17 protein-coding genes are annotated in these 23,306 nt (G+C 59.8%); 8 read left to right on the forward strand and 9 right to left on the reverse strand.

What is annotated here, in order from left to right:
• Positions 1-2: 2 nt before the first annotated feature.
• From ACRRQW_RS09125 to ACRRQW_RS09145, 5 genes are all read right to left on the reverse strand, one after another.
• Positions 3-1,424, reverse strand: a complete 1,422-nt coding sequence (locus ACRRQW_RS09125) for a PQQ-dependent sugar dehydrogenase (RefSeq protein WP_438480991.1) — start codon at positions 1,422-1,424, stop codon at positions 3-5.
• 50 nt (positions 1,425-1,474) lie between these two features.
• Positions 1,475-1,657 carry a DUF1328 domain-containing protein gene (locus ACRRQW_RS09130; RefSeq protein ID WP_438480992.1) on the reverse strand — a complete coding sequence of 61 codons (183 nt, stop codon included), beginning with the start codon at positions 1,655-1,657 and terminating at the stop codon, positions 1,475-1,477.
• 112 nt (positions 1,658-1,769) lie between these two features.
• Positions 1,770-2,507, reverse strand: a complete 738-nt coding sequence (locus tag ACRRQW_RS09135; protein ID WP_438480993.1) for a hypothetical protein — start codon at positions 2,505-2,507, stop codon at positions 1,770-1,772.
• Between the two features lie 234 nt (positions 2,508-2,741).
• Positions 2,742-4,499: a DUF885 domain-containing protein gene (locus ACRRQW_RS09140; protein ID WP_438480994.1), complete on the reverse strand. Its 1,758-nt coding sequence runs from the start codon at positions 4,497-4,499 to the stop codon at positions 2,742-2,744.
• A 99-nt stretch (positions 4,500-4,598) separates the two neighbouring features.
• Positions 4,599-6,353, reverse strand: coding sequence for a DUF885 domain-containing protein (locus ACRRQW_RS09145; protein WP_438480996.1), 1,755 nt, complete (start codon positions 6,351-6,353; stop codon positions 4,599-4,601).
• 257 nt (positions 6,354-6,610) lie between these two features.
• Here ACRRQW_RS09145 and ACRRQW_RS09150 point away from each other — a divergent pair, with 257 nt between their 5' ends.
• Entirely contained in the window at positions 6,611-7,804 is a 1,194-nt protein-coding gene (locus tag ACRRQW_RS09150; RefSeq protein ID WP_438480997.1) for an NAD-dependent epimerase/dehydratase family protein, read from the forward strand.
• Between the two features lie 70 nt (positions 7,805-7,874).
• On the opposite strand, the gene ACRRQW_RS09155 is transcribed toward ACRRQW_RS09150, so the two are convergent.
• A complete protein-coding gene (locus tag ACRRQW_RS09155; RefSeq protein WP_438480998.1) occupies positions 7,875-8,981 on the reverse strand; it encodes an alkaline phosphatase in 1,107 nt (368 codons plus the stop codon).
• 285 nt (positions 8,982-9,266) lie between these two features.
• Between ACRRQW_RS09155 and ACRRQW_RS09160 the strand changes: the two genes are divergently transcribed.
• Positions 9,267-9,632 (forward strand): hypothetical protein, encoded by a 366-nt coding sequence (locus tag ACRRQW_RS09160; protein WP_438480999.1) that lies wholly within the window; start codon positions 9,267-9,269, stop codon positions 9,630-9,632.
• A 75-nt stretch (positions 9,633-9,707) separates the two neighbouring features.
• Here the strand turns inward: ACRRQW_RS09160 and ACRRQW_RS09165 are convergent, their stop codons facing one another.
• Complete coding sequence (locus tag ACRRQW_RS09165) at positions 9,708-10,223, reverse strand: outer membrane protein (protein ID WP_438481000.1); 516 nt, start codon at positions 10,221-10,223, stop codon at positions 9,708-9,710.
• Between the two features lie 271 nt (positions 10,224-10,494).
• Positions 10,495-12,942 (reverse strand): sodium-translocating pyrophosphatase, encoded by a 2,448-nt coding sequence (locus ACRRQW_RS09170; protein WP_438481001.1) that lies wholly within the window; start codon positions 12,940-12,942, stop codon positions 10,495-10,497.
• A 142-nt stretch (positions 12,943-13,084) separates the two neighbouring features.
• Here ACRRQW_RS09170 and ACRRQW_RS09175 point away from each other — a divergent pair, with 142 nt between their 5' ends.
• The 5 genes from ACRRQW_RS09175 (at position 13,085) to ACRRQW_RS09195 (ending at position 18,559) form a co-directional block, all read left to right on the forward strand.
• Positions 13,085-13,753, forward strand: a complete 669-nt coding sequence (locus ACRRQW_RS09175) for an ABC transporter ATP-binding protein (protein ID WP_438481002.1) — start codon at positions 13,085-13,087, stop codon at positions 13,751-13,753.
• A 77-nt stretch (positions 13,754-13,830) separates the two neighbouring features.
• Positions 13,831-15,033 carry an ABC transporter permease gene (locus tag ACRRQW_RS09180; protein ID WP_438481003.1) on the forward strand — a complete coding sequence of 401 codons (1,203 nt, stop codon included), beginning with the start codon at positions 13,831-13,833 and terminating at the stop codon, positions 15,031-15,033.
• 16 nt (positions 15,034-15,049) lie between these two features.
• Entirely contained in the window at positions 15,050-15,574 is a 525-nt protein-coding gene (locus ACRRQW_RS09185) for a hypothetical protein (RefSeq protein WP_438481004.1), read from the forward strand.
• A gap of 112 nt (positions 15,575-15,686) precedes the next feature.
• Positions 15,687-16,247, forward strand: a complete 561-nt coding sequence (locus ACRRQW_RS09190) for a DUF3299 domain-containing protein (protein WP_438481005.1) — start codon at positions 15,687-15,689, stop codon at positions 16,245-16,247.
• A 176-nt stretch (positions 16,248-16,423) separates the two neighbouring features.
• Positions 16,424-18,559: a hypothetical protein gene (locus ACRRQW_RS09195; RefSeq protein WP_438481006.1), complete on the forward strand. Its 2,136-nt coding sequence runs from the start codon at positions 16,424-16,426 to the stop codon at positions 18,557-18,559.
• A gap of 147 nt (positions 18,560-18,706) precedes the next feature.
• On the opposite strand, the gene ACRRQW_RS09200 is transcribed toward ACRRQW_RS09195, so the two are convergent.
• The gene (locus tag ACRRQW_RS09200) at positions 18,707-19,705 is read right to left on the reverse strand and encodes a LacI family transcriptional regulator (RefSeq protein WP_438481007.1); all 999 of its coding nucleotides are present in this window, start codon (positions 19,703-19,705) and stop codon (positions 18,707-18,709) included.
• A gap of 262 nt (positions 19,706-19,967) precedes the next feature.
• Here ACRRQW_RS09200 and ACRRQW_RS09205 point away from each other — a divergent pair, with 262 nt between their 5' ends.
• Positions 19,968-23,264, forward strand: a complete 3,297-nt coding sequence (locus ACRRQW_RS09205; RefSeq protein ID WP_438481008.1) for a TonB-dependent receptor plug domain-containing protein — start codon at positions 19,968-19,970, stop codon at positions 23,262-23,264.
• Positions 23,265-23,306: the final 42 nt, after the last annotated feature.

Below are 23,306 nucleotides of genomic sequence, written 5' to 3' on the forward strand. Positions count from 1 at the left end.
AACTACTTCGCCGGCACTAAGCGCACCAGGCGATCCGGGCCGTTGACCACGAGGTAAATGCTGCCGTCCGGGCCGCTGCCGACATCGCGGAGGCGACCGAGGTTGGCGAGGAGGGTTTGCTGGCCGGTGACTTTTTCACCATCGATCGTGAGCAAGCGCAGTTCTTCTTTCGCAAGCGACGTGACGAGCAGGTGGCCTTTCCATTTCGGGAACGCGTCGCCTTCGTAGAAATCGATGCCGCACACCGCGATCGACGGCGTCCAATACAGCGCGGGTTGCTCCATGCCTTCTTGCGCGGTTTTGTCGGTGATCGGCGTGCCGTCGTAATTCATGCCGTAGGTGATCGTGTTCCAGCCGTAGTTGAGGCCGCGACGAATCACGTTGGTCTCGTCGCCGCCGCGGGGACCGTGTTCGGTTTCCCAAAGCACGCCGGTGCGTGGATCGAAGTCGAGGCCTTGCGGGTTGCGGTTGCCGTAAGTCCAAATGCTTTTGAACGCGTTTGGCTTATCGACGAAGGGATTGTCGACCGGGATGCGGCCATCGTCGTGGATGCGATGGATTTTTCCGTTCGGTTTGGTGAGGTCTTGCGCGTCTTCACCGCGTCCGCGTTCTCCGTGGGAGAAGAAAAGATAATTGTCTTTGTCGAACGCGATGCGGCAACCGAAGTGCACGCCGCCGCCGGGACGATAAAACTCAATCGACGCTTTCCAAATCGTCTCTTGGTCAACCCAAGCACCGTCGCGGATTTTTCCGCGCACGATGACGGTGAGGCTGACGTCGCGCCCGTTTTTATCTTTCGCGGGATCCGAGTAGGCGAGGTAGATCCAGCCGTTCTTCGCATAGTCGGGATGGAGGGCGACTTCCATGAGTCCGCCTTGGCCGGCATCGCGCACCGCGGGCGTGCCGCGAATCGCTTCGGGCAAGAGTTTGCCGTTGTCGATCACGCGCAGGCGGCCGGGTTTTTCGGTGACGAGGATTTTATTCTCCGGAAGAAAGGCGACCGCCCACGGATGGGAAAGTTTGTCGGCGACAATTTCCACCGTGAACGAGTGATCCTTGGCCTTAATCACTCCGGTGGGTGCGTCGCCAGAGCGGCTGGGACGGCCAAAACCGGCGCGTTGCTCGCGCATGAAAATCACCAGGCCGCGAACATCGCTCGCGCTGAGCGTCGCGCCGAAAGGCGGCATGCCTTTTTCCGGGTGACCGTCGCGAATGCTTTTGGCGATGCTCTCATCGTCGCCGTTTCCGTAGAGCCACGTGTCGTCGAGCATCGAGGGAGCCGACGCGCCTTGGAGTTTGGCGCCGTGACAGGCAGCGCACATCTCGGCGTAGAGTTTGCCGGAGTCGCGCTTGATGACCTGCCCTGAAACTCCGGCGGCGGTGCAGGCGGCGAGCAGGAAGAAAAGCGAAGAGCGGGGTGTCATGTGGAAATGAAATTCACGCGAGGATTAAACCGAGGCAAAACGATTCGTGATTACTTCTTTTTGGTCAGTTTGCGCGCTCCGTAAAATCCGCCGGCAAGTGCGAGGAAAAACAGCGCAATGAACACGAAGAAGAAGAACTTAGCGAGCCCGACGGCCACCGTCACGAGGGTCGTAAAAGCGAGCACCGCAGAGATCACGATGAGAATGAGGAAAATGATGGCCCAACGAAACATAGTGGAGAGGGTTTGGACGTGAACTGGAACTAGCGCTGGTTGCGGCCCATAAAAAACGGGCGCGGCTGTGAAGCGCGCGCCCGGAGATTTTTCTAGAGAAGCGGCTCAGCGCTTAGCTGTTCCACTCGGACTTTACGTCGTCGATGAGGGCATCGAAGCGTGCTTTGTTGAAGTCGCGTTCGAGTTTGTCTTTGCGCTCTTCGAGAGCCTTGGCGCGGCGCTTTGCGGCGTCACGATCCGGACCTTTCGGGAGGTTGTCGGCGCGGGTTTCGAGTTCGTCGATCTTGGCTTCGAGGGCCTTGATCGCGAGCTTGGCTTCTTCCTTGTTAGTGTCGGTCGGGCGCAGCTTGTAGGCGGCGATGTCCGTCGTGGCACCCGCCGTGTTGGCGTAAGCATAAGCGCTGTCGCCGGCACGCTTGGCGGCCTTGGAAGCGTCCTTCACTGAGTCTTCCGCTTTGTCGTAAGCTTTTTCGGTGTCGCTCTTGGTGAACGTGCGCTTTGTCCAGGCACCGACGCGATTGCCTTCGGCGCGGACGTCGGCCTTCAGCTCGTCGAAACGGGCTTGGGCGTAATTTTTGCGCAGCTCGCTGCGGCGTTCTTTGAGCACTTCGAGGCGGGCTTTGGCGGCGGCCTTGTCTTCAGGAGTCGGGGCGTTGTCGATCAACGCTTCGACGTGGTCGATCTCGGCATCGAGGCCCTTGAGCGCGAGCTTAGCGGCGTCGCCTTTAACTTCGGCGTAGGCGGATTCAGCGCGAGCCGAGGCTTCGTTGGCGGACATGCTGATCGGCGCGATCGCGAGAATCGCAAGCGCAGGAGCAGCGAGGAGGGTGCGAATGGTTTTCGTATTCATAATGAGTGTAGGGTGCAGTGTTGTTTATTAATGAAGCGCACGGGAAGGGTTACCCATGCATTGGTTCATGTTAGTAATGCGCGCCGGCTAAAAGGTTCATGCGAGCACTCTGACGCGCGCATGGGGGAATGCCCGACGACGGGTGTCAGGAGTCGGCGGGCATGAAAAAGGGCGGTTAAGGATAACCGCCCCTACCGGCCCGCCCGGAGGTCGGGCCCTACCTTTGCGATCAGCTCACTTTGCTGCTGCGACGTAGTCGTCGATCACTTGTTCGAGCACGGCGAGCGGCATATTGCCGCTTTGGAGAACCACATTGTGAAATTTCTTCAAGTCGAACTTTGCGCCGAGCGCGTCCTTTGCTTTGGCGCGGAGTGCGAGGATTTTGAGCTGGCCGATTTTGTAGGCGCACGCCTGGCCCGCGTTGACGACGTAGCGTTCCACTTCAGAAACTTTGATGCCGTAATCGATCGCTTGCTGACGCGTCCAGCCTTTCGCGTGGATGCCGGTGTCGACGACGAGCCGGCGTGCGCGGAAAAGTTCGTCATCGAGCTGGCCGAGTTGGCCGACGATGTCGTCGCCATACCAGCCGAGTTCGACCGCGAGTTGTTCGGCGTAAAGCGCCCAGCCTTCCGAATAAGCGGAGCCGCCGCTGAAGATTCCGTCGCGACGGAAGCGCGGCAGGGACTCGGTCTCGCGTTGCAGCGCGATTTGAAAGTGATGGCCGGGAATCGCCTCGTGATACACGAGCGTGCGCATGCCGGTCATTTCATACGGGCCGGGGAGCGGTGCCCAGAAAATGCCGGGGCGGGTGCCATCGCGTGACGGGCCGGTGTAGTGCGCGGCGGCGCTTTTCTCGGTGAATGGAGGTTCGCGTTTCACCACGCACGGGGCTTTCGGGCGCGCGTCGAAAGCGTCGGCAGATTTCACCAGCGCATCGGCGAGGATTTCTTCATAACGCTTGATCAAGCCGGCCCGCGGATCGGGTTCGGCTGCGGGTTGGAGATCGTTTTCGAGTTTGGCCATGCGGTCTTTGATCGAGCCGTCCGCGTAACCTTTCTTTTTTAACAAGCCGTCCATGGTCGCTTCGATGCGAGCGACTTCTTTGAGGCCGAGCGCGTGGACTTCGTCAGGCGTCATTTCGGTGGTCGTGAACCGGCGGAGGGCAGCAGCGTAAGCGGCCTGGCCATTGGGGAGCCAGACGAGGCCGGCGCCGTCGCGCGCGGTGGCGAGTTGTTGTTTGAGCAAATCCTGCGCGCGGCGAAAGGCGGGAATGATCTCCGCACCGACGATTTTTTCCGCGGCGGTGACGGCTTCGGCGCGTTGTTCGGGCAACAGGCCGGCGATCTTTGCAGCGCGTTCATCGAGCGAGGCGACGAGCACGTTTTTCGCTGCGGCGTCGGCGAGGAAACGGTCAAATTGGGCGATGGTGGATTCGAGGATGAACTTCGGCGGCGTAAAGCCGCGCGTGGCGCGCTCGCGGGCCTGCGTGACACCTTCGTCCATTTGCGCGGCGACGAGTTTGAGACGGGCAAGGTAGTTCTCGATGTCGCGCGGGTTGCGCACGGGATGTGTTTGGCTGAGGAAATTCACGAGGCGCACCTGCAAGCCGCCGAATTGCTCGAAGATGTAACTGTGGTCGCTGAACTCGTCGGCGCGGATCGTCGTTTCGAGCTGCCAGTCGATAATCGACGCCGAAATCCGTTCCTCGAAACTCAATTTCGCAACGTTGAATTGTTTGAGCACGCTTTGGGCGCGTTGCGCTTGAGCGATGCGCGCCGCGCGGGCTTCCTTCGTGATCGGCGTGAGTTTGCGGTCGAGCAAATCCTGTTCGTCGCCGGTGAAATATTGCTGCATCGTCGCCATTGACGGGTTGGCGCGCATGATCTCCGCAGCGACGTCGTTGGCCCAGCCGTCGAAGTTAGTCGTGGGTGCGGGCGCGGCGAACGCGAGGGTGCTGGCAGCGAGGAAGGGGAGGAGGTGGCGGAGTTTCATGGGGAAGAAAAGATTTTGGCAGACGGGATTGCTGGGGCTGGCGCGGATCGGTTTTTTATTTGTGAGTCCTGACGGCCCGCCCAGAGGTCGGGCCCTGCCTTATTTTGCAGATGCGATGTAATCGTCGACGACGGTTTCGAGCACGGCGAGCGGGACGCCGCCGGTGCGGAGGACGACGTTGTGGAATTGCTTGATGTCGAACTTCGCACCGAGCGCGGCTTTCGCTTTTTCGCGGAGCTCGAGGATTTTGAGTTCGCCGATTTTGTAGGAGGTCGCCTGGCCGGGCCAGACGACGTAACGTTCCACTTCGGACGCGGGCATGCCGTAGTCGATGGCTTGCTGGCGCGTCCAATTTTTTACGTGCAGGCCGGTGTCGACGACGAGACGACGCGCGCGAAAGAGCGAGCTGTTGAGCTGGCCGATGCGGCCCACGGTATCGCCGTCATACCAGTTGCCCTCGGCGGCGAGGCGTTCGGCGTAGAGAGCCCAGCCTTCGCCGTGCGCGGAGATGAAACCAAACACGGTGTCGCTGCGGAAACGGGGCAGGTCGGTCATCTCGGCTTGGATCGCACATTGGAAGTGATGGCCGGGAACCGCTTCGTGATACACGAGCGAGCGCATCGACACGATGGGGAAGGTCGGGCCCGGCAACGGCGCCCAGAAAATGCCCGGGCGCGTGCCGTCTTTTGCCGGCAGCGTGTAGTGCGCGGCGGAAGTTTTTTCGCTGAACGCAGGTTCGCGGCGCACCTCGACCGGCGCTTTCGGCAACAAGTCGAACATCAACGCGCAACGCTTCTCGGCGTCGCGCACGTAACGCGTGTAGTCGGCGAGTAATTTCTCGCGCGTGGCTTCGTTATCCGGCGGCTGCAGGCTGGCCTCGAGCGCGTTGTAGCGGTCTTTGATGGAGCCGTCTTTGAAACCGAGTGACGCGAGCAAGCTGGTCATTTCTTTTTCGATTGCGGCGACTTCTTGCAGGCCGATGTCGTGGACTTGCTGGGCGGTGAAGCTCGTCGTCGTGTATTTGCGGAGGAAGTAAGCGTAGGCTTTATCGCCGCCCGGGAAACGGCCCACGCCGGCGGCGTCGGTGGCGACGGCGCGTTGTTCACGCAGCAAGTCGATCGCGCGTTGGTAAGCAGGAATGATGTTATCACGCACGCGGGTTTCGGCCTGAGTTTTGAACTCGGCCTGACGTTCCGCAGAAACGGTTTTCAATGCGGCCACGCGTGACGTGAGCGAGTTGACGAGGAGATTTTGCGAAAGCTCGGGCGCGATATAGCGCTCCATCTGACCGATGGTAGAATCGATGATGAAGCGCGGTGGCAACACGCCGTCCGCGGCGAGTTGTTTCGCCTGGAGGATGAGGTCGTCGATCTGCGGCGCGACTTCGGCGAGACGTGCGAGGTAGTTCTCGGCGTCGCGCTCGTTGCGGATCGGGTGCGAGTTGTTGAGGAAGGTGAGGACGTTGGTCTGCTTGCCCCTGAACTGGTTCAACGGATAACGGTAGCGATCATACGTGACATCTTCCGCGATGTCTTTCAGGTGCCACTCGAGCATGGCGGCAGAAATGCGTTGCGTGGAGGAAAGCGTGGCGCGATCGAATTTTGCGAGTGCGGTGATGCCGTCCAACGCGCGGAGGGCGACGTTGCGCCGGTAGTTGGCGTCGACCGGCGTGAGCGTGCGGTCGAGAGCGTCTTGCTCGGCACCGGTGAAATACTGGCTCTCGGTCGCTTGCTCGGGATCGGCCTTCACCCAGTCGGCCGTAAATTGATCGAGCCAGGTGTCGAAGGCGGGGTTAGCCGCTTGTAGGGAAAGGGCGGAGACGACCAGCGCGGTAAACAAGCGAAGTAATTTCATGAGAATGAGTGGGCAAACCCTGCAGCAGGGCCGAAGCCAAGTCGAGCGAGGGGCGACGAAACGTGTTTTGGACCACGGATTGCACGGATAGTCGCGGACGAGGCTCAACACGAAATGGTTTCCGCAAGTCGAGGCTCCCGCCGGCTGGGCGGGTATCTGTGTTCATTCGCGTAATCCGTGATTAAATGTAATCCATGTTCTGAGCGTTTCGCCGCATCGGGCTTGGCGACGAACCACACATTGCTAAGCTGCGGCGCATGAATCGTCGTGATGCGTTGAAATTGGGCGCTCTTGCGGGCGCGGCTTCGGTGGTGGGAAAACTAGCGGGGGCGGAACCGGTCGCTGCAAAAACACCGGTGCCTGCGCCGACTTTGCCGGTAGCGACGATCACGCCGTTGCCCGGCGTGGAAAAGGCCGCCAAGCCACTGCGCATTCTGATTCTTGGCGGCACCGGATTTATCGGGCCCCACCAAGTGCGGTATGCGCTGGCACGCGGGCACAAGTTGACCCTTTTCAACCGCGGCCGTCGTCCGAAAGAATGGCCGGGCGAGGTCGAAGAGTTGACCGGTGATCGCGAGACCGGGGATCTGAAATCGCTCGAAGGCCGCGAGTGGGACGCCTGCATCGACAACCCGACGAGCACACCGTATTGGGTGCGCGACGTGGGCCAGGCGCTCGCCGGCAAAGTGAAACAGTATGTGTATGTTTCATCTCTCTCCGCGTATGCCAGCATGGCGAAACCCGGCCTCACGGAAGACGCGCCGCTCGCGCGCTACACCGGCTCCGATGTGATGAAGGAAACGCGCGCCACCCTGCTCGCGAATATGAACCTCTACGGCCCGCTGAAAGCCGCGTGCGAAACGGAAGCTGAAAAACAATTTCCCGGCATCGCCACGATCGTGCGCCCGACGCTCATCGTCGGCCCCGGCGACGACACGGATCGTTTCACGTATTGGCCCGTGCGGATCGCGAAAAGCGGTGAAGTCCTCGCGCCGCCACCCGATGATCCTGTGCAACTGATCGACGCCCGCGACTTGGCGGAATGGATGGTGCGCCTCGTCGAGCAACGCGCTTTCGGTGCGTTCAACGGCGTCGGCCCGAATTACGAACTCAGCACCGCCGCGATGTTGCACGGCATCCGCGCCGCCGGCACTTCGCCCGCGAAATTCGTGTTTACCGACGCCGAGTTTGTCCGAAAGCAAAACATCCGCGCCTGGAGCGAATTCACCGTGTGGATTCCCGGCCAGGGCGAGACCGAAGGATTTCACCGCACCAGCACTGCTCGTGCGTTGGCGTCGGGGTTAACTTATCGCCCTCTCGCCACCACCGCCGCCGACACGCTCGCGTGGTTCAACACTTTACCCGAGGACCGCCGCGCGAAACTCAAAGCCGGCCTCGCGCCCGAGAAGGAAGCCGCGGCGTTGAAAGCGTGGAAAGAAGTTAAAACCTAGCAGGCTTTCCGCAAACTCCTCTCAGTGCATCTCGGCATACGAAATCAGCGCGCTGAGCCGGCAATGTGGATCACCTCCAGCCGTAGGCGGACATCATGATTTCGAAAATTTTGGTGTTGGGGATGAAACCGTGGAGACGCTCGGCGCCGGGGCCTTTCGCGGCGACGAGGATTTCTTCGCCGGTGTGTTTGTTTTCCATGCGCAACACGGGACGCGAGGGCGGCGGGGCGTCGACGGTGGCGGCGTGTTGTTGCGCGAACGGTGTGCCGGGTTTGCCGCCTTGAAGGCGGAGGTCGAACGAGTGGTCCGCGGCGAAAAGGATGAGTGTGTCTTTCCCGACTTTGCTGGCGACATGGCGGATCAAGTCGTCGAGGACGATGGCGCGGTCGAGGCCGCGCTTGATGTTGTCGGTGTGCAGATCCCACTCGACCATCAGGAAATAGCCTTTCTTGTTTCGGCTGAGAATTTCGAGCGTTTTGTCGACGGCGGGAATGGGCGCGAAATCGCCGATTTGTCCACGATCGTAGATGGAGGCGACGCGCGAAGTTTTCGTGGTGATGGCGGCGGGATTTTCGAAGGTTTCAAACCCAGCTTTTTGGAGCGCTTCGTCGGCATTGACGCCGATTTTCTGCATGGCGGCGTAAAGTCCAATCCGATCGGCGCCGATGAGCACCTCCACGCCGTTGCCGAAACGCGGCTTCAGGACTTGCGAGAAAATTTCGACGGTGCTTTTGCGCGAAGCGGCGTGGGCGTAGCACGCGGCAGGCGTGGCGTCCCAGATCGCCATGTTGCTGATGACGCCAGTCGAGAGGCCGCGTTCTTCGGCATGCTCGAGAATGGTTTTGAGAATTTCGCCTTCGCCGCCGTCTTGGTCAGGCAGGACGGAAAGCATGAGGTTGTTGGTTTTACGGCCGGTGACGATGGCGGTCATACCGGCGGCGGAGTCGGTGACGTAGCCATTCAGCGCGGAGGTGTCGGACAACGCGAAGTGTGGCATGCTTTGGATGAACAGACTCTGCGGTTTGTCGTGCGCATAGAGGCTCGCGGCGTTGAGGGTTGAAATGCCGCCCGCGTCGCCGATGAAGAGGATGACATTTTTCGCGCGCGGGGCGGCGAAGAGTTGCGCAACGACGAAGACTGAAAGGACGAGTAACCGGGCGGCAGTTTTCGTGTTCATGTAATTGAGGGGTGACGATGAGACGGGCGGGACGTGAGGCGAGGCCGGGATCAGACGGGCGCAACCGTCATTGGTCGCGCGAGGACGAGGAGTGCGGGCAAGCTTATGGCCCGACTCTGGTGGTGCAACCTCACGCAGCGAATCACAACTATAGGGTAGAAGTGCGGCAGAAACGCGCCGGCGCGACGCCGGTATTAAACCCCTAATGGCTTCCAACGCAGCGTGCGTGGGGAGTTTTTCGGGATAGCCCTTCCGCGCTCGCGGAAACCGGATAACGTGGAACGCATGAAACTTGTGCGCGTGATTTTGTTGGGACTTGTGATGACCGTTTCCGCGTGGGCGGGAGAGCAGTCTTACACCGGCGTAAGCGCGCAAGCCGACGGTCTTGCGGCCTGGCGTTTCTCGTTGGTGCTGCGCGACAATGGCGGCGCGACGCTCCGCACGGTTAAAAGCAGCTTCAGCAATACCATCGAGAACGCAGTTTGGACCAAGACGGAGTCGGGCGATATTTCCGTGCAGTTCGTGCGCACTAATGGCCGCCCGCGTGGCGAACCACTCGTGATGAAAAATGCCGATGGCAGGCTCACACCGCTTACGTGGGACAAGGCGAACTGGGGCGACGCTACTCCGCCGAGTTTAAAGCGCGGGTGAGTTGATGCGCGCGGGCCTGACTTAAAAAAAAGCCGCGGCTTTAAAGCCGCGGCGTGAGATTCACAACGGACGCGATTAGAATTTAATGCTGAGGCCAGCTTCGATGGCGACGTCGTCACCGAGATCGGCGTTGAAGCCGAAAAGCTCGGCGTCATCGAGCCACAAGTATTTCGCGCCGAGATTTAACGAGACGGAATTGGACGCTTTGAATGAGATGCCTGCAAACGCTTGGGCGGCGAACACGGTATCGCGGTCGTCAAAGCCGAAGCCTTCGAGTTCAACGCGGGCCACGCCGGCGCCTAATCCGGCATAGGGTGTGAAGCGCCCGGTGGTTAAAAATTCGGCGCGGTAGTTCAGCGTCAGCGGCATGATTTCGCCATCGATGCCGCTTTCCTGTTCTTCAGTGAAGCCAAGTTCGACTTCCAAGAGGTGGAGCATGGCGGAGGTCTCTTTCAACGTCGTGCCGCCACGGACGGAGTAATAGGCCTCTTCGCTATCCACGAGATAGCCTGCGCTGGCGCCGAAGTGAGCGGCTTGCGCGGAGAGGACGAGACCGGTTGCGAGGAGTAAGGAACTGATGAGTTTCTTCATAGGTTCCGGCTCGGATGCCATAACCTGTAAACAGTTCCGCGTGATGCCCAAAAAAGGGGCGGTCACCCCAGTCCTGATTCGGGGAAATCCCCAGGTTCCGTTTCTGAAGAAAGTGTGCCGCGGCCGCGCCAAAACATGGGATGGGATCAATGTTTTTGTCGGAGTAATTTATGTCCCTTCCGCAGGCGGAAAAAAGGCCGCGGCAATTATGCCGCGGCCTCGCTTGGGGTAGGGTGTGTGAAGGGGTTGCTTCGGGTGCTTTCTTAACCACTCACGCTTTCTTGGCGTCGATCGGGATGCGCATGCCGTAGAAGCTGCGATACACGAACACGAGGCCGACGACGAAGATGAGGCCGCCGAGCGTGTGTTTGAGCGAATCGGGCATCACGATGGCGATCTCGACGGCGAGCAGGCCGAAAAGCGTGGTGAACTTGATCACGGGATTCAGCGAGACGGACGAGGTGTCTTTGAACGGATCGCCCACGGTGTCGCCGACAACGGTCGCGGCGTGCAGTGGGGTGTTCTTCATTTTTAACTCCACTTCGACGATCTTCTTGGCGTTGTCCCACGCGCCACCGGCGTTGGCCATGAAGATGGCTTGGAAAAGTCCGAAGAACGCCATGCCGACGAGATAACCGATAAAGAAGAACGGGTCGAAGAATGCGAGCGACAGACTGAAACAGAAGATGACGATGAAGATATTGATCATGCCTTTTTGCGCGTATTGCGTGCAGATCTTCACGACTTCCTTCGAGGCTTCGACGGCCGCGGTGGTGGCGTCGAGCTTCATGTTGTCTTTAATATAGACCACCGCGCGATATGCGCCCGTGACGACGGCCTGCGTGCTCGCCCCAGTGAACCAGTAGATCACCGCGCCGCCCATCAAGAGGCCCATGAGTGCTTCAGGATGCACGAGCGAGAGACGTTCCAGGACGTTGAAGGTCGGATCGATCGCCTGGTAGTGCGCCTGCAACATCATGATGATGCCGAACACCATCGTGGTCGCCCCGACGACGGCGGTGCCGATGAGCACGGGTTTGGCGGTGGCCTTGAAGGTGTTGCCTGCGCCGTCGCCTTTTTCGAGTTGGTGTTTCGCGCCTTCGAAGTCGGGGCGGAATTTGAAGTCGCGTTCGATTTCCGCCGCAATGCCGGGTTTGCTCTCGATTTGGGAGAGTTCGTAAACCGACTGCGCGTTATCGGTAACCGGGCCGAACGAATCCACCGCGATCGTGACCGGGCCCATGCCGAGGAAGCCGAACGCCACGAGGCCGAACGCAAAGATCGGCGCGGCGAAGAGGAATTTTGCCGGCATCATGGCTTGCACGGCATCATGGCCGGAAAGCAAATAGGCGCCGAACATCAGCGTGAGAATCACGAGGCCGGTCCAGAACGCGGAGAAGTTGCCCGCGACGAGGCCGGAGAGGATGTTGAGCGATGCACCGCCTTGATCGGACGAGGTGACGACTTCTTTCACGTGACGGCTTTCGGTGGACGTAAAGATTTTCGTGAATTCCGGAATCAACGCGCCGGCGAGCGTGCCGAGCGAGATAATCGTGGAAAGCACCCACCACAAATCGGCATGACCCGTAAGCGGCGCGAGCAGCAGGTAGCTGGCGACGTAGGTCACGGCGATCGAGACGATCGAGGTGATCCACACGAGATTCGTGAGCGGGTGTTCGAGGTTGAAATCCTTCGATTTTCCCCAGACGGCTTTCGCGATGGCGTCGTTGAGCCAATAGCTCACGAGCGACGTGATCACCATCAAGATGCGCATGGCGAAGAGCCACACGATCAACACGCCGCACAAGGCCGGCGAGGCCGCCAACGCGAGCGCGAGAAACGCGATGAGCGCGACGCCGGTCACGCCGTAGGTTTCGAAACCGTCGGCGGTCGGTCCGACGGAGTCGCCGGCATTGTCGCCGGTGCAGTCGGCGATCACGCCGGGATTGCGCGGGTCATCTTCGGGCAGTTTGAAGACGATCTTCATGAGGTCGGCGCCGATGTCGGCGATCTTCGTGAAGATACCGCCGCAGATGCGCAGCGCGGAGGCGCCGAGGGATTCACCGATGGCGAAACCGATAAAGCACGGCCCGGCCAACTCGCTCGGCAGAAACGCGAGGATGCAGATCATGAAAAACAATTCGATCGCGACCAGCAGCAGGCCGACGCTCATGCCGGACTTCAGCGGAATGAGGAGTGTGGCGAGCGGGTTGCCTTGCAAGGCGGAGAACGCAGCGCGCGAATTGGCGACGGTGTTGATGCGAATGCCGAACCACGCGACACCGTAGCTGCCGAGAATGCCGAGCACGGAGGCGAGCAGCACCGCGACGACGTGGCCACCGCTCATGTGCGAGAGCACGCCGAAGTAGTAAACCATACAGGCCGCAATCAGCACCCAGAGCGCGGCGAGAAATTTACCTTGTTGGAAGAGATAGGTTTTGCACGTCTCCCAGATGATTTGGGAAACCGCCGCCATCGACGAGTGCACCGGCAGGTTCTTCGTCTGGATGTATTGGATCCAGCCGTAGATGGTGCCGAGCACGCAGACCACGAGGCCGATCATCAAGACGTTCGTGCCCGAGAGCGCGCCGTTGAAGAACGAGACCGTCGTGAGGTCGGGGATTTTGATATCGGCTTCGCTGGCGAAGACCGGGGTTGCGGAAGCAGCCAATGCAGTGGCCAGTGCTGCCGCTTTCTTCCAGGGGTAGGATTGAAGCATAAGCGAGTTGGGGGTTTGGGGTAAGGCGGCGAAACTGCCGCACGTGTCATAGTGAGGCCAGTTAATTCTAGGTGACGCCGAAACGAACCAGTTGCTTATCAGCGGGATTGATTTTCCGTCTGGGCGCTCGCAACTTTTTCAAATGGCGCTGCTGCACATCACCGGCCTGACCAAAACCTACGCCCGTCCCGGCGGCGGCCAGCACCGAGTTGTGGATGTGCGGGAATTTTCCCTCGAAGCGGGCGCGCAACTTGCGCTACGCGGCGAAAGCGGTTCGGGCAAAACAACCTTTCTTCATCTCATCGCCGGCATCCTCGCGCCGGAAACGGGCTCGATTCTCCTCGGTGGCAAAGACGTCGCGAAGCTTGGCGAGGCCGGTCGCGACCGTCTGCGTGCGGAAAATATCGGCTACATTTTTCAGACGTTTAATCTACTCCAAGGCCACACCGTTCTCGAGAACGTGGAACTTGGCATGGCGTTTGGTCGCGGCGTGAATCGCGCGCAGGCGGAAAGTTTGCTCAAGCGCGTCGGCCTCGGCGACAAGCTCGGGCATTTCCCGCGGCAGCTTTCGACCGGCCAGCAGCAACGCGTCGCCGTCGCCCGCGCGCTCGCGAATCAACCCAAGCTCGTCCTCGCCGACGAACCCACGGGAAACCTTGACCGGAAAAATTCACGCGAGGCGCTTTTCCTGATTCGTGAGGTGTGCCGCGAAACCGGCGCGGCGCTGCTGCTCGTGAGCCACGACGAACGCGTGCTCGCGCAGTTCGAGCACATGCAGGACTTCGGGACGTTTAACCGCGTGACGAACTAAATTTAACAGAAGGAAACAAAGGAAACTAAGAATGGTGCATCGTCTTTGTTCTCTTCGTTTCCTTCTGTAAGATCAAAATGCTCTTCAACCTCATCTACCGCTCCCTTCGTCAGCACGCCTTGTCCACAGTCGTGACGGCGGCGAGCATTGCGCTGGCGAGCGGGCTCTTGCTCACGGTGTGGGTCGTGAAAACGCAGTCACAGTCCGTCTTCTCGGCGACGAATTCCGGTTTCGATGCGGTGCTCGGCGCGCGCGGTTCGAAACTCCAACTCGTGCTCAATGCGATTTTCCATCTCGAAGCCTCGCCGGGCAACATTACCGCGCAGGACTACGAGCAGATCCGCCGGCATCCCGCCGTGAAGGCCGCGATTCCGATTGCGGTCGGAGATAATTTCCAAGGCTGGCGCATCGTCGGCACGATTGAAGCGCTCTTCAACGACGTGGAATATTCGCCCGGCAAAAAATACGCCGTGCAGGCCGGTGGCGCGGTCTTCAAGACCGGCACGCGCGAAGCGCTCGTCGGCGCTTACGCGGCGAAAAAACTCGGTTGGAAAGTGGGCTCGACGTTCAGCCCGTATCACGGAATCGCGTTTAATCCTGAGGACCAGCACGAGGAAGTTTACACCGTGGTCGGCGTGCTGGAACCGACGAATACTCCCGTGGATCGCGTGATCTGGATTCCGATGGCGGGCGTGCAAACGATGAGCGGCCACGCGGCGCAGGCGGCAAATGACGTCAGCGCCGTGCTGATTCAACTGCGTGCCGCGACGGCCGGCATGATGCTCGACATGGCGATCAACAAACAGGGCAACAAACTCACGTTCGCATTTCCCATCGGCACGATCGTCGCGGAGTTGTTTAACAAGATCGGCTGGTTCGACAAGGTGCTGACGCTCCTCGCGTGGCTCGTGGCGGTGGTGGCGGCGGGTTCGGTGCTCGTGAGTATTTATAATTCGATGAGTTCGCGCCAGCGCGACATCGCCATCCTGCGCGCGCTCGGCGCGAAGCGTCGCACGGTGTTTGGCGCGGTCGTCGGCGAAGCTGCGTTTATCGGAGTGTTTGGCGCGCTCGCGGGATTCGGCGTGTTTGTGGCGCTGGCGATTTTTGTGGCGAACCTGATTCAAGCGCAGACTGGCGTCGTGTTGGAGCCGCTGAAATGGAACCCGGTTTTCTGGTGGGGTCCGTCGACGTTTGTCGGTTTGTGCGTGCTCGGCGGACTCGTGCCGGCGTTCAAGGCCTACCGCGTGCCGGTCGCCGAGACGATCGCGCCGGTGTCGTAATCCCGCTTATTCGTTTATGAAACTACTTCGATTGATTTTTGGGGCGTGCGCAGTTTTCGGACTCGGCGCGTGCGCGAAAAAAGAAACTCCGACGGCATCGACCGCTTCGTCGGGCCACAGCAGCCACCACGGTCATCATCACGAGCCTCCGCATGGCGGCACGCCGGTGATTTTGGGCAACGAGGATTTCCATTTGGAGTTTGTGCGCGACGCGGCGGCGGGTTCGTTGACGGCTTACGTGCTCGATGCGCACATGAGCCAGTTCGTGCGGCTGCCCGCGCCCGCGATTGAACTCACCGTAAAGTTTGCCGGCAAAACCGAACCGCTGACGCTCGCCGCGTTGCCGAACCTGCTTACGGGCGAAAAAATCGGCGACACGTCGGCCTTCGTCGGCACGGGGGAGTGGTTAAAGACGACTGCGGAATTCGAGGCGGTTGTCACCAGCGTCACGATTCGCGGACAGAACTACGCGAACATCGCGTTTGCTTTTCCGAAAGGAAACGACGCAGACGAACCTGCCGCGCCAGTGTCGAGAGATTGAGTCCGAGGTGGGCGTCGGACTCCGCACCGACGCTTCAGCACCCTCGCCGGATCTGTCGCCGGTGCAGAGACCGACGACCACCTTAGGCGACTGCTAAATTCAGGGCGTTCCCATGAAAGCGGGCGTTGAATTTGCCTGCGAGGTGTGCACGTTGAAGCGCATGAAAGCACGTGGAATTCTTTTAGGACTCGGCCTGCGCGCCGCAGTGTTGGCGGTTGGTTTGACGAGTGCGCGAATCGCCGGAGCGCAGGAAGCCGCTGCCTATGAGAAAGTGAGTTTCGACGTGCTGGCGTCGTTTGAATACGTGGCGCCGGAGTATGATCCGGCGTCGACGGCGAAACCGCCGTCTGCGGCCCACCTGATTCCGGACAAGGTGAAGGCGTTCAATCAGCGTAAAGTGGCGGTCACGGGTTTTATGCTGCCGACCAAAATGGAAGGCGGTCTGGTTAAGGAATTTCTTTTGGTGAAGGACGCGATGATGTGTTGCTACGGCGCGATGCCGAAGGTCAACGAGTGGGTCGTCGTGAAGATGACCGGCAAAGGCGTGAAGCCGCTGCTCGACATCCCGATCACGTTCGAAGGCAAACTCAGCGTCGGCGAAATGTATGAGAACGGCTACCTCACGGGGCTCTATCTGCTCGATGGCGAGAAGATGGGCGAAGTGAAAGGGTGAGTAGTTTTTAGGTAGGGGCGGTTATCCTTAACCGCCCTTTTCACGGAATCGTGTATTCGAGCGAAGGACAGTTAGGGATAACTGCCCTACCTTTTAGGCTCACGTCAGACTGTCCGATTTGCGTGCTCTCGTGCGCCGGGGGATTGTGGTAACGTTAAACCTCAACCCCGAACGCTATGCCTCTATCCCGCTGTTTCTCCGCAGGCGCACGTGCGCTGATTTTTTCATTCTTGTGCGTGTTCGCATTCGCGAAACCCATCGACCGCGAGGCCGTCGTGGCGCGTCACGCGGTGAAGGTCACGAGCGTCGATCCGGAAAGTCCGCTCAGTGTCGGTAATGGCGATTTCGCGTTCACGGTCGACGTGACTGGATTGCAGACCTTCGAGAAACGTTATCACGCGGAGGGAATTCCACTCGAGACACTTTCGACGTGGGCGTGGCACGAGTTTCCGAATGTCGATAATCTTACGCTCGATGACGCGTCGACGACTTACAATTTCCACGGGCGTCCCGTGAAATTTGCGGGCAAACAAAACAGTCCCGCCGGGAAATATTTTCGCGAAAACCCGCACCCCATTGCGCTCGGGCAGATCAGCCTGTGGTATCAGGGCAAACTCGTGACCGAGGCCGATCTCGCCGCGATCGATCAGCAACTGGATTTGTGGACGGGCGTGGTGCGTAGCACTTATATGCTCGCGGGCCAGCCGGTGACGGTCGAAACCGCCGCGCATGCGACGCGTAGCACGGTGGGCGTGCGCATCGAATCGCCGCTCGTCGCTAGTGGCGCGCTCGAGGTGCGGTTTCGTTTTCCGTATTCGTATAAATTCAGCACGCGCAACAAGCCGCCGTTTCAGTGGGAAAAAGCCGACGCGCATCGCACGACGATCGCGCGCAGTGGGAAAAATTTCGCCGAACTCGCGCGCTCCCTCGATACGAGCGGTTACTTTGCGCGCGTGGAATGGGCTGGCGCGGGACAGTTAAGCGAAGTCGCTCCGCACACGTTCCGCCTCGCGGCCAACGGCGAGAAGGCGCTGGCGTTTACGTGCGACTTCACGCCGAAAGCGTCGGACGACAAAAACGCGCTGACATTTGCCGACGTTAAAAAATCGAGCGAACGCGGCTGGCGCGATTATTGGACGAAGGGCGGTATCGTGGATTTCGCCGGCAGCACCGATCCGCGGGCGAACGAATTGGAACGCCGCACGATTCTCTCGCTGTATCTCGTGAAAGTGAATTACGCCGGCGACATGCCGCCGGGCGAAGACGGGCTCACGAACATCACATGGTTCGGCAAACATCACTCCGAAATGTATTACTGGCACACGTCGCATTTCTATCAATGGGGCCGCGTGGAGTTGTTGGAGAAGAGTTTCGCGTGGTATAAAAAAATCCTGCCGGTCGGAAAAATGGAAGCGAAGGCGCAAGGGTTTGACGGCGTGCGCTGGCCAAAAATGTCCGGCATCGATGGCCGCACCGGACCGGGCTCGATCAATCCGTTTATCATCTGGAATCAGCCGAACCCGATTGCGTTAAGCGAACTCATCTACCGCGCGAAACCGAACCGCGAGACGTTGGATAACTACCGCGAGGTCGTTGAAGAATCGGCGAAATTTCTGGCGTCGTTCGCGGCGCTTGATCCAAAGACGAATCGTTACGTGCTCGGCCCGCCGATCAAAAACGTCAGTGAAAAATCCGGCCAAAACGAGACGCAAAATCCGACGTTCGAGCTGGCGTATTGGTATTACGGGCTGCAGGTCGCGCAGACGTGGCGCGAGCGGCTCGGGCTGAAACGCGAGCCGTTATGGGACGATATTTTGAAGCGCCTCACGCCGCTGCCGCAGAAAGATGGACTTTATTTGGAAATTGAAACGTTTCCCGACATGTATGCGAAAGAGGGAGGCGTGCCGACTTCGATGCTCATGATTCTCGGATTCATGCCGAAGATCGACATCGTCGATACGGAAGTCGTGCGCCGCACCTTCGCTGAAGTGAACCGCCGCAACGGTGCGGATCGTTGGGCGAGTTGGGCCACAGGGCAGGCTGCCATGACGGCCGCGCATCTTGGCGAAACGGAACACGCCGTGAGCATTCTCACGAATCCGAACAAAGTGTCGCGTTTTATGAACAACGGTCACGTGCGTCGCCCGAAAGAACCGGAAGATTGTCCCGCGTATTTGCCGGTGAATGTATCGTTGCTCTCCGCGGTCGCGCTGATGGCGGGCGGGTGGGACGGCGCCCCCGCGGGCAACGCACCGGGTTTTCCGAAAGAAGGCTGGGTCGTGCGCAGCGAAGGGTTGGCGAAATTGCCGTAAAGTGAATTGAGGTAGGGGCGGTTATCCCTAACCGCCCTACCGGCCCGCCCGGAGGTCGGGCCCTACCGTTGTGCGCAAGCGCACAACCTACAACTAAGCCAACTCACGCCATGCCTCGCGGGCTAAAGGTCCCGCCTCCAAAGAGATTTACTTCTGCGCGCGCAGCGTTGGGCCGTCGGCCCAGAGTGCGGGCACGGTGGTGTTACACGGCAGATCGGGAATGCCGGAGAAATTGTGGTGGATCTGCGAGATCAACATGTCGATCGCACGCTCGCCGATGCGACGCGGCTGCAAGTCGAGACCCGCGAGCTTGCCGGTGTTGAGGCCGATGTTGACGCTGCAAAAGCCGTGGGTCTCAGGGACGCGAGCGCCGCATTCCTGCATCCATTTGATCATCTCCGCGCGGTGACCGATCACGACGTCGGGTTTGTATTTGCGAAACCATTTCTTGAACAACTCGGCGGATACTTGCGGCATGATCAGCGGCGCAGGAGGAGTTAATTCTGGATGCAGGTGCGCGTAGGCGAGGAAGGCGGCGAGCCAGCGATTATCGAGGCGATTGCTTTCTTGTTCGATGAGCGCGAGGCCGGGGCGTTTGTAGCCGAGTTCCTGCACGCGGCGCATCGCCAGGCCCATCGCGCGCGGGTGATCGGGGCACACGGTGTGGAGGGCGGGTTGATCGATTAAGTAATCCGCGTAGATGCCGCTGTAGTTTGTCCAACTCAGTTGCGTGAAATCGGGACGATTCCACGCGGGCATGATGAGCACGCCGCGAATGCCGCGCGTGCGCAGAATGGTGTCGAGGCGTTGGACGGACACGCCACGTTCGCCGACGATAAATTTTTCCAACTTAAAGCCGAGTTGCTCCGCGCGCTCGGCTGCGCCGCGCTGCAAGTCGTGCCAATACGCGCCGAGAAATGGCACCCGCGCCGGTTCCTCCAATCCGATCGTCGCGAGCACGCCGCGAAATGTGTCGAGGCGCGTGCGGCGAACTTCGCTGAGCACGGAACTGGCGAGCGGATTAAATTGGTAACCCACTTCGCGCGCGTGCGCTTGCACCAGCGTGCGTGTCTCGGGGTTCACGCGTGGATGATCGCGCAGCGCCTCGGAAACAGTCGTGCGCGACATGCCGAGATGCGTAGCCATCGTGCGGACAGTGGGACGGTGGCGCGCTTTTTCCGGGGGCATGCCGCGCATCCCGAACAGTTATTCAGATAGGCGCGACACAATAATCAGACGGAACGAATCTGAACCATTCGACGCTCGCGCGACGCGCGAACTACGTTCCGCCCTCTTTCCGCGCGCTGCTCACCTCAGTGCTGCGTTTTCCGACCCCATCTATCCCTGATCCGTTGGCTTGAGTGCTGGTTCCCCGGCATTTTTCGCCGCCGAACAAACCGCTACCACCATGAAATCTGTGTTCTCCTTGAAAGGAAACAAATCGCTCCGCGCCTTCTTGTCGGGAGCCCTGACGCTGGCCGCCGCATCGATTGCGCTGGCGCAACAAGTCGCCCAATCCACCACGCCCGCTCCGGCTGAAGCCGAGCAGAAAGCCGTGCCGGTCGATACGAAACCCGCGGTCGCGACAACGGAAGACAGCGCGATCGAGCTTTCTCCCTTCCAAGTGACTTCCACGCGCGACCAAGGTTATCGCGCCACGTCGACGATGTCGGGCACGCGCCTCAAAACCGATTTAGCTGACCTGGCGGCACCGATCTCCGTCGTCACGAAGCAGCAGCTCGAGGACACCGCTTCGACCGACATCAACGACATCTTTAAATATGAGTTGAGCACGGAAGGCACGTCGCAGTGGACGGATTTCACCGTCGATCGCGGCAATGTCACCGACAATATTTCCCGCGAGCCCACCGCCGCCAACCGCATGCGCGGCCTGACTTCGGCCAACGTCGCGGTCGGCGGATTCACGGTGAATTTGCCGCAGGATACCTACAACGTGGATTCGGTGGAAATTTCCCGTGGCCCGAATTCCACGGTGTTCGGTTTAGGGAGCACGGGTGGCGGCGTGAACTTTATCCGCGCCCGCGCCAACACCACGCGCGACTCCAACGCTTTCGCGACGCGCGTCGATAGCTACGACGGTTATCGCGGCAGCTTCGATTTGAACCGCATGATCATTCGGGACAAATTGGCGTTCCGCTTGTTGGGGCTCTACGAAGACAAGGGTTACGTTCGCAAGCCGTCCGAAGACATCACGCGCCGACTCAATCCAGTCGTCACGTTCCGCCCGTTCAAAAACACGACGATCTTCGCCAGCTTCGAATCGTATCGGAATCAAAACAACCGTCCGAACTCTCTCACGCCGCGCGATACGGTCACGGATTGGATCAACAGCGGTAAACCCACGTGGAATCCGATCACCCAAACCGTGCGGCTGGCGAACGGCACGACGATCGGCCCGGTCACCCAAGCGCAGGAAGCGGCGCTGCTGCCCTACGGCCTCGCGTTGACCGATACCGGTTTCCAGAACAGCCCGAGCGCTTACATCAATCCGGACGGCACCGTCGGATTGCTCATGATCAGCCGGTTGCCGAATGCCACCAGCACTGGCCCCAGCAACGTCGGTGGCACGGGTCGCCTCCTTCAAAACGGCAGCTATTACATCCGTAACCAAAACCTTTTCCCGCTCTATAACTCCAAGCAGATCACCGACCAGAGCCTCTATGACTGGACCGAACTCAATTTGGTGGCGCCGAACTTTGCTTCGCGCAAAGGCGAGACCTCCACGGTCCAAATCGAACAGGTGATTCTCAATACCGGACGCCAGTCGCTGGCGATGGAAGGCGCGTGGCTTAAGGAAAAGATTGCCAACTTCGACCGCCGCTTCTTCGGCACGGGTGGCGCGAACCTGCAACCCTACATCGATGTCAACGAGGTCCTGCTCGATGGCACACCCAACCCGTATTTCCTCCGTCCTTACATCGGTGGCGCGCCGCCCCGCACGACGTATGGTCGCAATAACTCAGAGAGCTTCCGCAGCACACTCGCCTACGACCTCGATCTCTCCCGGGAGAAAAACATTTTGAGCTGGTTGGGCCGTAATCGTTTTACCGGCTACAACGAATACCGCGCGTTCGAAGGGGGCAGCTTGGGCTTTCAGGAAGCCGCTTCGTCCACCAATGCCTGGATGGGAACCGTCGCCTCGCGTAACAACACGCCCTACCGCATCTATCCGCGCTACTACATCGGCGATGCGGCGGGCCAGAATGTTGACTACGCCCCGGCGGCCGGCCCGACGCCGGCCTACACGCTCCCGCTACGTTATTTCAACGGCGTGACCAACCAATGGATCAACGACCCGACCACTTACGACTACTACTATAATTCCGGTCGTTACAATAAACGCATCCTCAGCACCTATGGCGGTGTGTGGCAGGGTTTCTTCTGGGATGGCCGCATCGTTCCGCTTTATGGCGTGCGCCAGGACTATAACCGCACCCGCGAATCCAATGCTGCGATCAATCCGACTGCGGCCACCAACGGTTACTACGATTACTCGCCGGTCTATCAGTATGGCACCGCAGACTGGGTGAAGAACAAAGGCCGGACTGACACCTATGGCCTCGTGATCAAGCCGCTGAAAAACAAGGAATGGCTCGCCCTCAGCTATAATCAGTCGAACAGCTTCAATCCTGGCTCGACCACTTATGACGTGTGGGGTTTGCCGCTGGCCGACCCGCGCGGCGAGTCGAAGGACTACGGTGTCACCGTTAATCTGTTCGATGGCAAACTCTCCCTCTCGCTCAAGCAATTCGAGACCGTCGACATCGGCCGCAGCACCAGTGATCTTAACACGATCGTTCAGCGCACCATCCGCATGGATCGCGGCAGCGGCGCGGGAGATCCGGGCCTCACTGACTGGTATATCACCCGCCTGCAGCTTTTGAATCCTGCCCTCGATCAAGCCACCGCCGTTCAACAAACGTTGGCGGCTACCGGGGCCGACTACGATTACATCCGCAGCCATCTAAACCAAGGTCACGGCGACGCCAGCAATTCCTATTCTCGCGGTAAGGAACTCGAAATCACTTACAACCCGACCCTCCATTGGCGGATCAAGCTCACCGCCTCGCAATCCAACCCGCTCAACGGCATCATGTCGCCGGCGGTGCAGGAATACATCAACGAGCGCATGCCCGTGTGGACGACCATCAAAGATCCCGTGACGGGGCTGCCCTGGTGGACCACGCCAAAAGACAACGGCGTTATCGCTCGCGATTGGTATACCCAGAACGTGCTCGCCAGTTTGAAACTCGCCGTTGCGCTCCAAGGCAAACGCCGCAGCCAGACGGCCGAATACCAAGCTTCGTTGCTGACCAACTACGACCTCGTCGGTCTGACCAGCAATCGCTGGCTCAAGCCGCTCACGGTCGGCGGTTCTCTCCGCTGGCGCGATGAATCCTCCATTGGGTTTCTCGCGGCTGCTCCCGATGCTGATGGCATCGTGCGCGAATACGACCCGAACAAGCCGGTCTGGGAAAAAGGCGAAACCACCGTCGATCTGAGCGCGGTTTACCGTCTCCGCCTCTTCAACGACAAGGTGCGCTGCAAACTACAGCTTAACGTTAACAACGTGTTCGAAGACGGCACACTGAAGCCGGTCGCGGTCAATCCCGACGGCACGCCGTGGGCCTTCCGCATCGTCGATCCGCGCCAGTTCATCCTATCGGCATCGTTCGAACTGTAATTTCGGGTCAGGGGTAAAAACTGAAGCCGCCTCGCAAGGGGC

The organism is Oleiharenicola lentus (genome assembly GCF_051660365.1).
In the GTDB taxonomy this organism is placed as follows: Bacteria; Verrucomicrobiota; Verrucomicrobiia; order Opitutales; family Opitutaceae; genus Lacunisphaera; species Lacunisphaera lenta_A.

Excerpts from the sequence above, each read along its gene's own strand:
- ACRRQW_RS09125 (WP_438480991.1), bottom strand. The coding sequence starts at position 1,424 with ATGACACCCCGCTCTTCGCTTTTCTTCCTGCTCGCCGCCTGCACCGCC.
- ACRRQW_RS09130 (WP_438480992.1), bottom strand. The coding sequence starts at position 1,657 with ATGTTTCGTTGGGCCATCATTTTCCTCATTCTCATCGTGATCTCTGCG.
- ACRRQW_RS09135 (WP_438480993.1), bottom strand. The coding sequence starts at position 2,507 with ATGAATACGAAAACCATTCGCACCCTCCTCGCTGCTCCTGCGCTTGCG.
- ACRRQW_RS09140 (WP_438480994.1), bottom strand. The coding sequence starts at position 4,499 with ATGAAACTCCGCCACCTCCTCCCCTTCCTCGCTGCCAGCACCCTCGCG.
- ACRRQW_RS09145 (WP_438480996.1), bottom strand. The coding sequence starts at position 6,353 with ATGAAATTACTTCGCTTGTTTACCGCGCTGGTCGTCTCCGCCCTTTCC.
- ACRRQW_RS09150 (WP_438480997.1), top strand. The coding sequence starts at position 6,611 with ATGAATCGTCGTGATGCGTTGAAATTGGGCGCTCTTGCGGGCGCGGCT.
- ACRRQW_RS09155 (WP_438480998.1), bottom strand. The coding sequence starts at position 8,981 with ATGAACACGAAAACTGCCGCCCGGTTACTCGTCCTTTCAGTCTTCGTC.
- ACRRQW_RS09160 (WP_438480999.1), top strand. The coding sequence starts at position 9,267 with ATGAAACTTGTGCGCGTGATTTTGTTGGGACTTGTGATGACCGTTTCC.
- ACRRQW_RS09165 (WP_438481000.1), bottom strand. The coding sequence starts at position 10,223 with ATGAAGAAACTCATCAGTTCCTTACTCCTCGCAACCGGTCTCGTCCTC.
- ACRRQW_RS09170 (WP_438481001.1), bottom strand. The coding sequence starts at position 12,942 with ATGCTTCAATCCTACCCCTGGAAGAAAGCGGCAGCACTGGCCACTGCA.
- ACRRQW_RS09175 (WP_438481002.1), top strand. The coding sequence starts at position 13,085 with ATGGCGCTGCTGCACATCACCGGCCTGACCAAAACCTACGCCCGTCCC.
- ACRRQW_RS09180 (WP_438481003.1), top strand. The coding sequence starts at position 13,831 with ATGCTCTTCAACCTCATCTACCGCTCCCTTCGTCAGCACGCCTTGTCC.
- ACRRQW_RS09185 (WP_438481004.1), top strand. The coding sequence starts at position 15,050 with ATGAAACTACTTCGATTGATTTTTGGGGCGTGCGCAGTTTTCGGACTC.
- ACRRQW_RS09190 (WP_438481005.1), top strand. The coding sequence starts at position 15,687 with ATGAAAGCGGGCGTTGAATTTGCCTGCGAGGTGTGCACGTTGAAGCGC.
- ACRRQW_RS09195 (WP_438481006.1), top strand. The coding sequence starts at position 16,424 with ATGCCTCTATCCCGCTGTTTCTCCGCAGGCGCACGTGCGCTGATTTTT.
- ACRRQW_RS09200 (WP_438481007.1), bottom strand. The coding sequence starts at position 19,705 with ATGGCTACGCATCTCGGCATGTCGCGCACGACTGTTTCCGAGGCGCTG.
- ACRRQW_RS09205 (WP_438481008.1), top strand. The coding sequence starts at position 19,968 with ATGAAATCTGTGTTCTCCTTGAAAGGAAACAAATCGCTCCGCGCCTTC.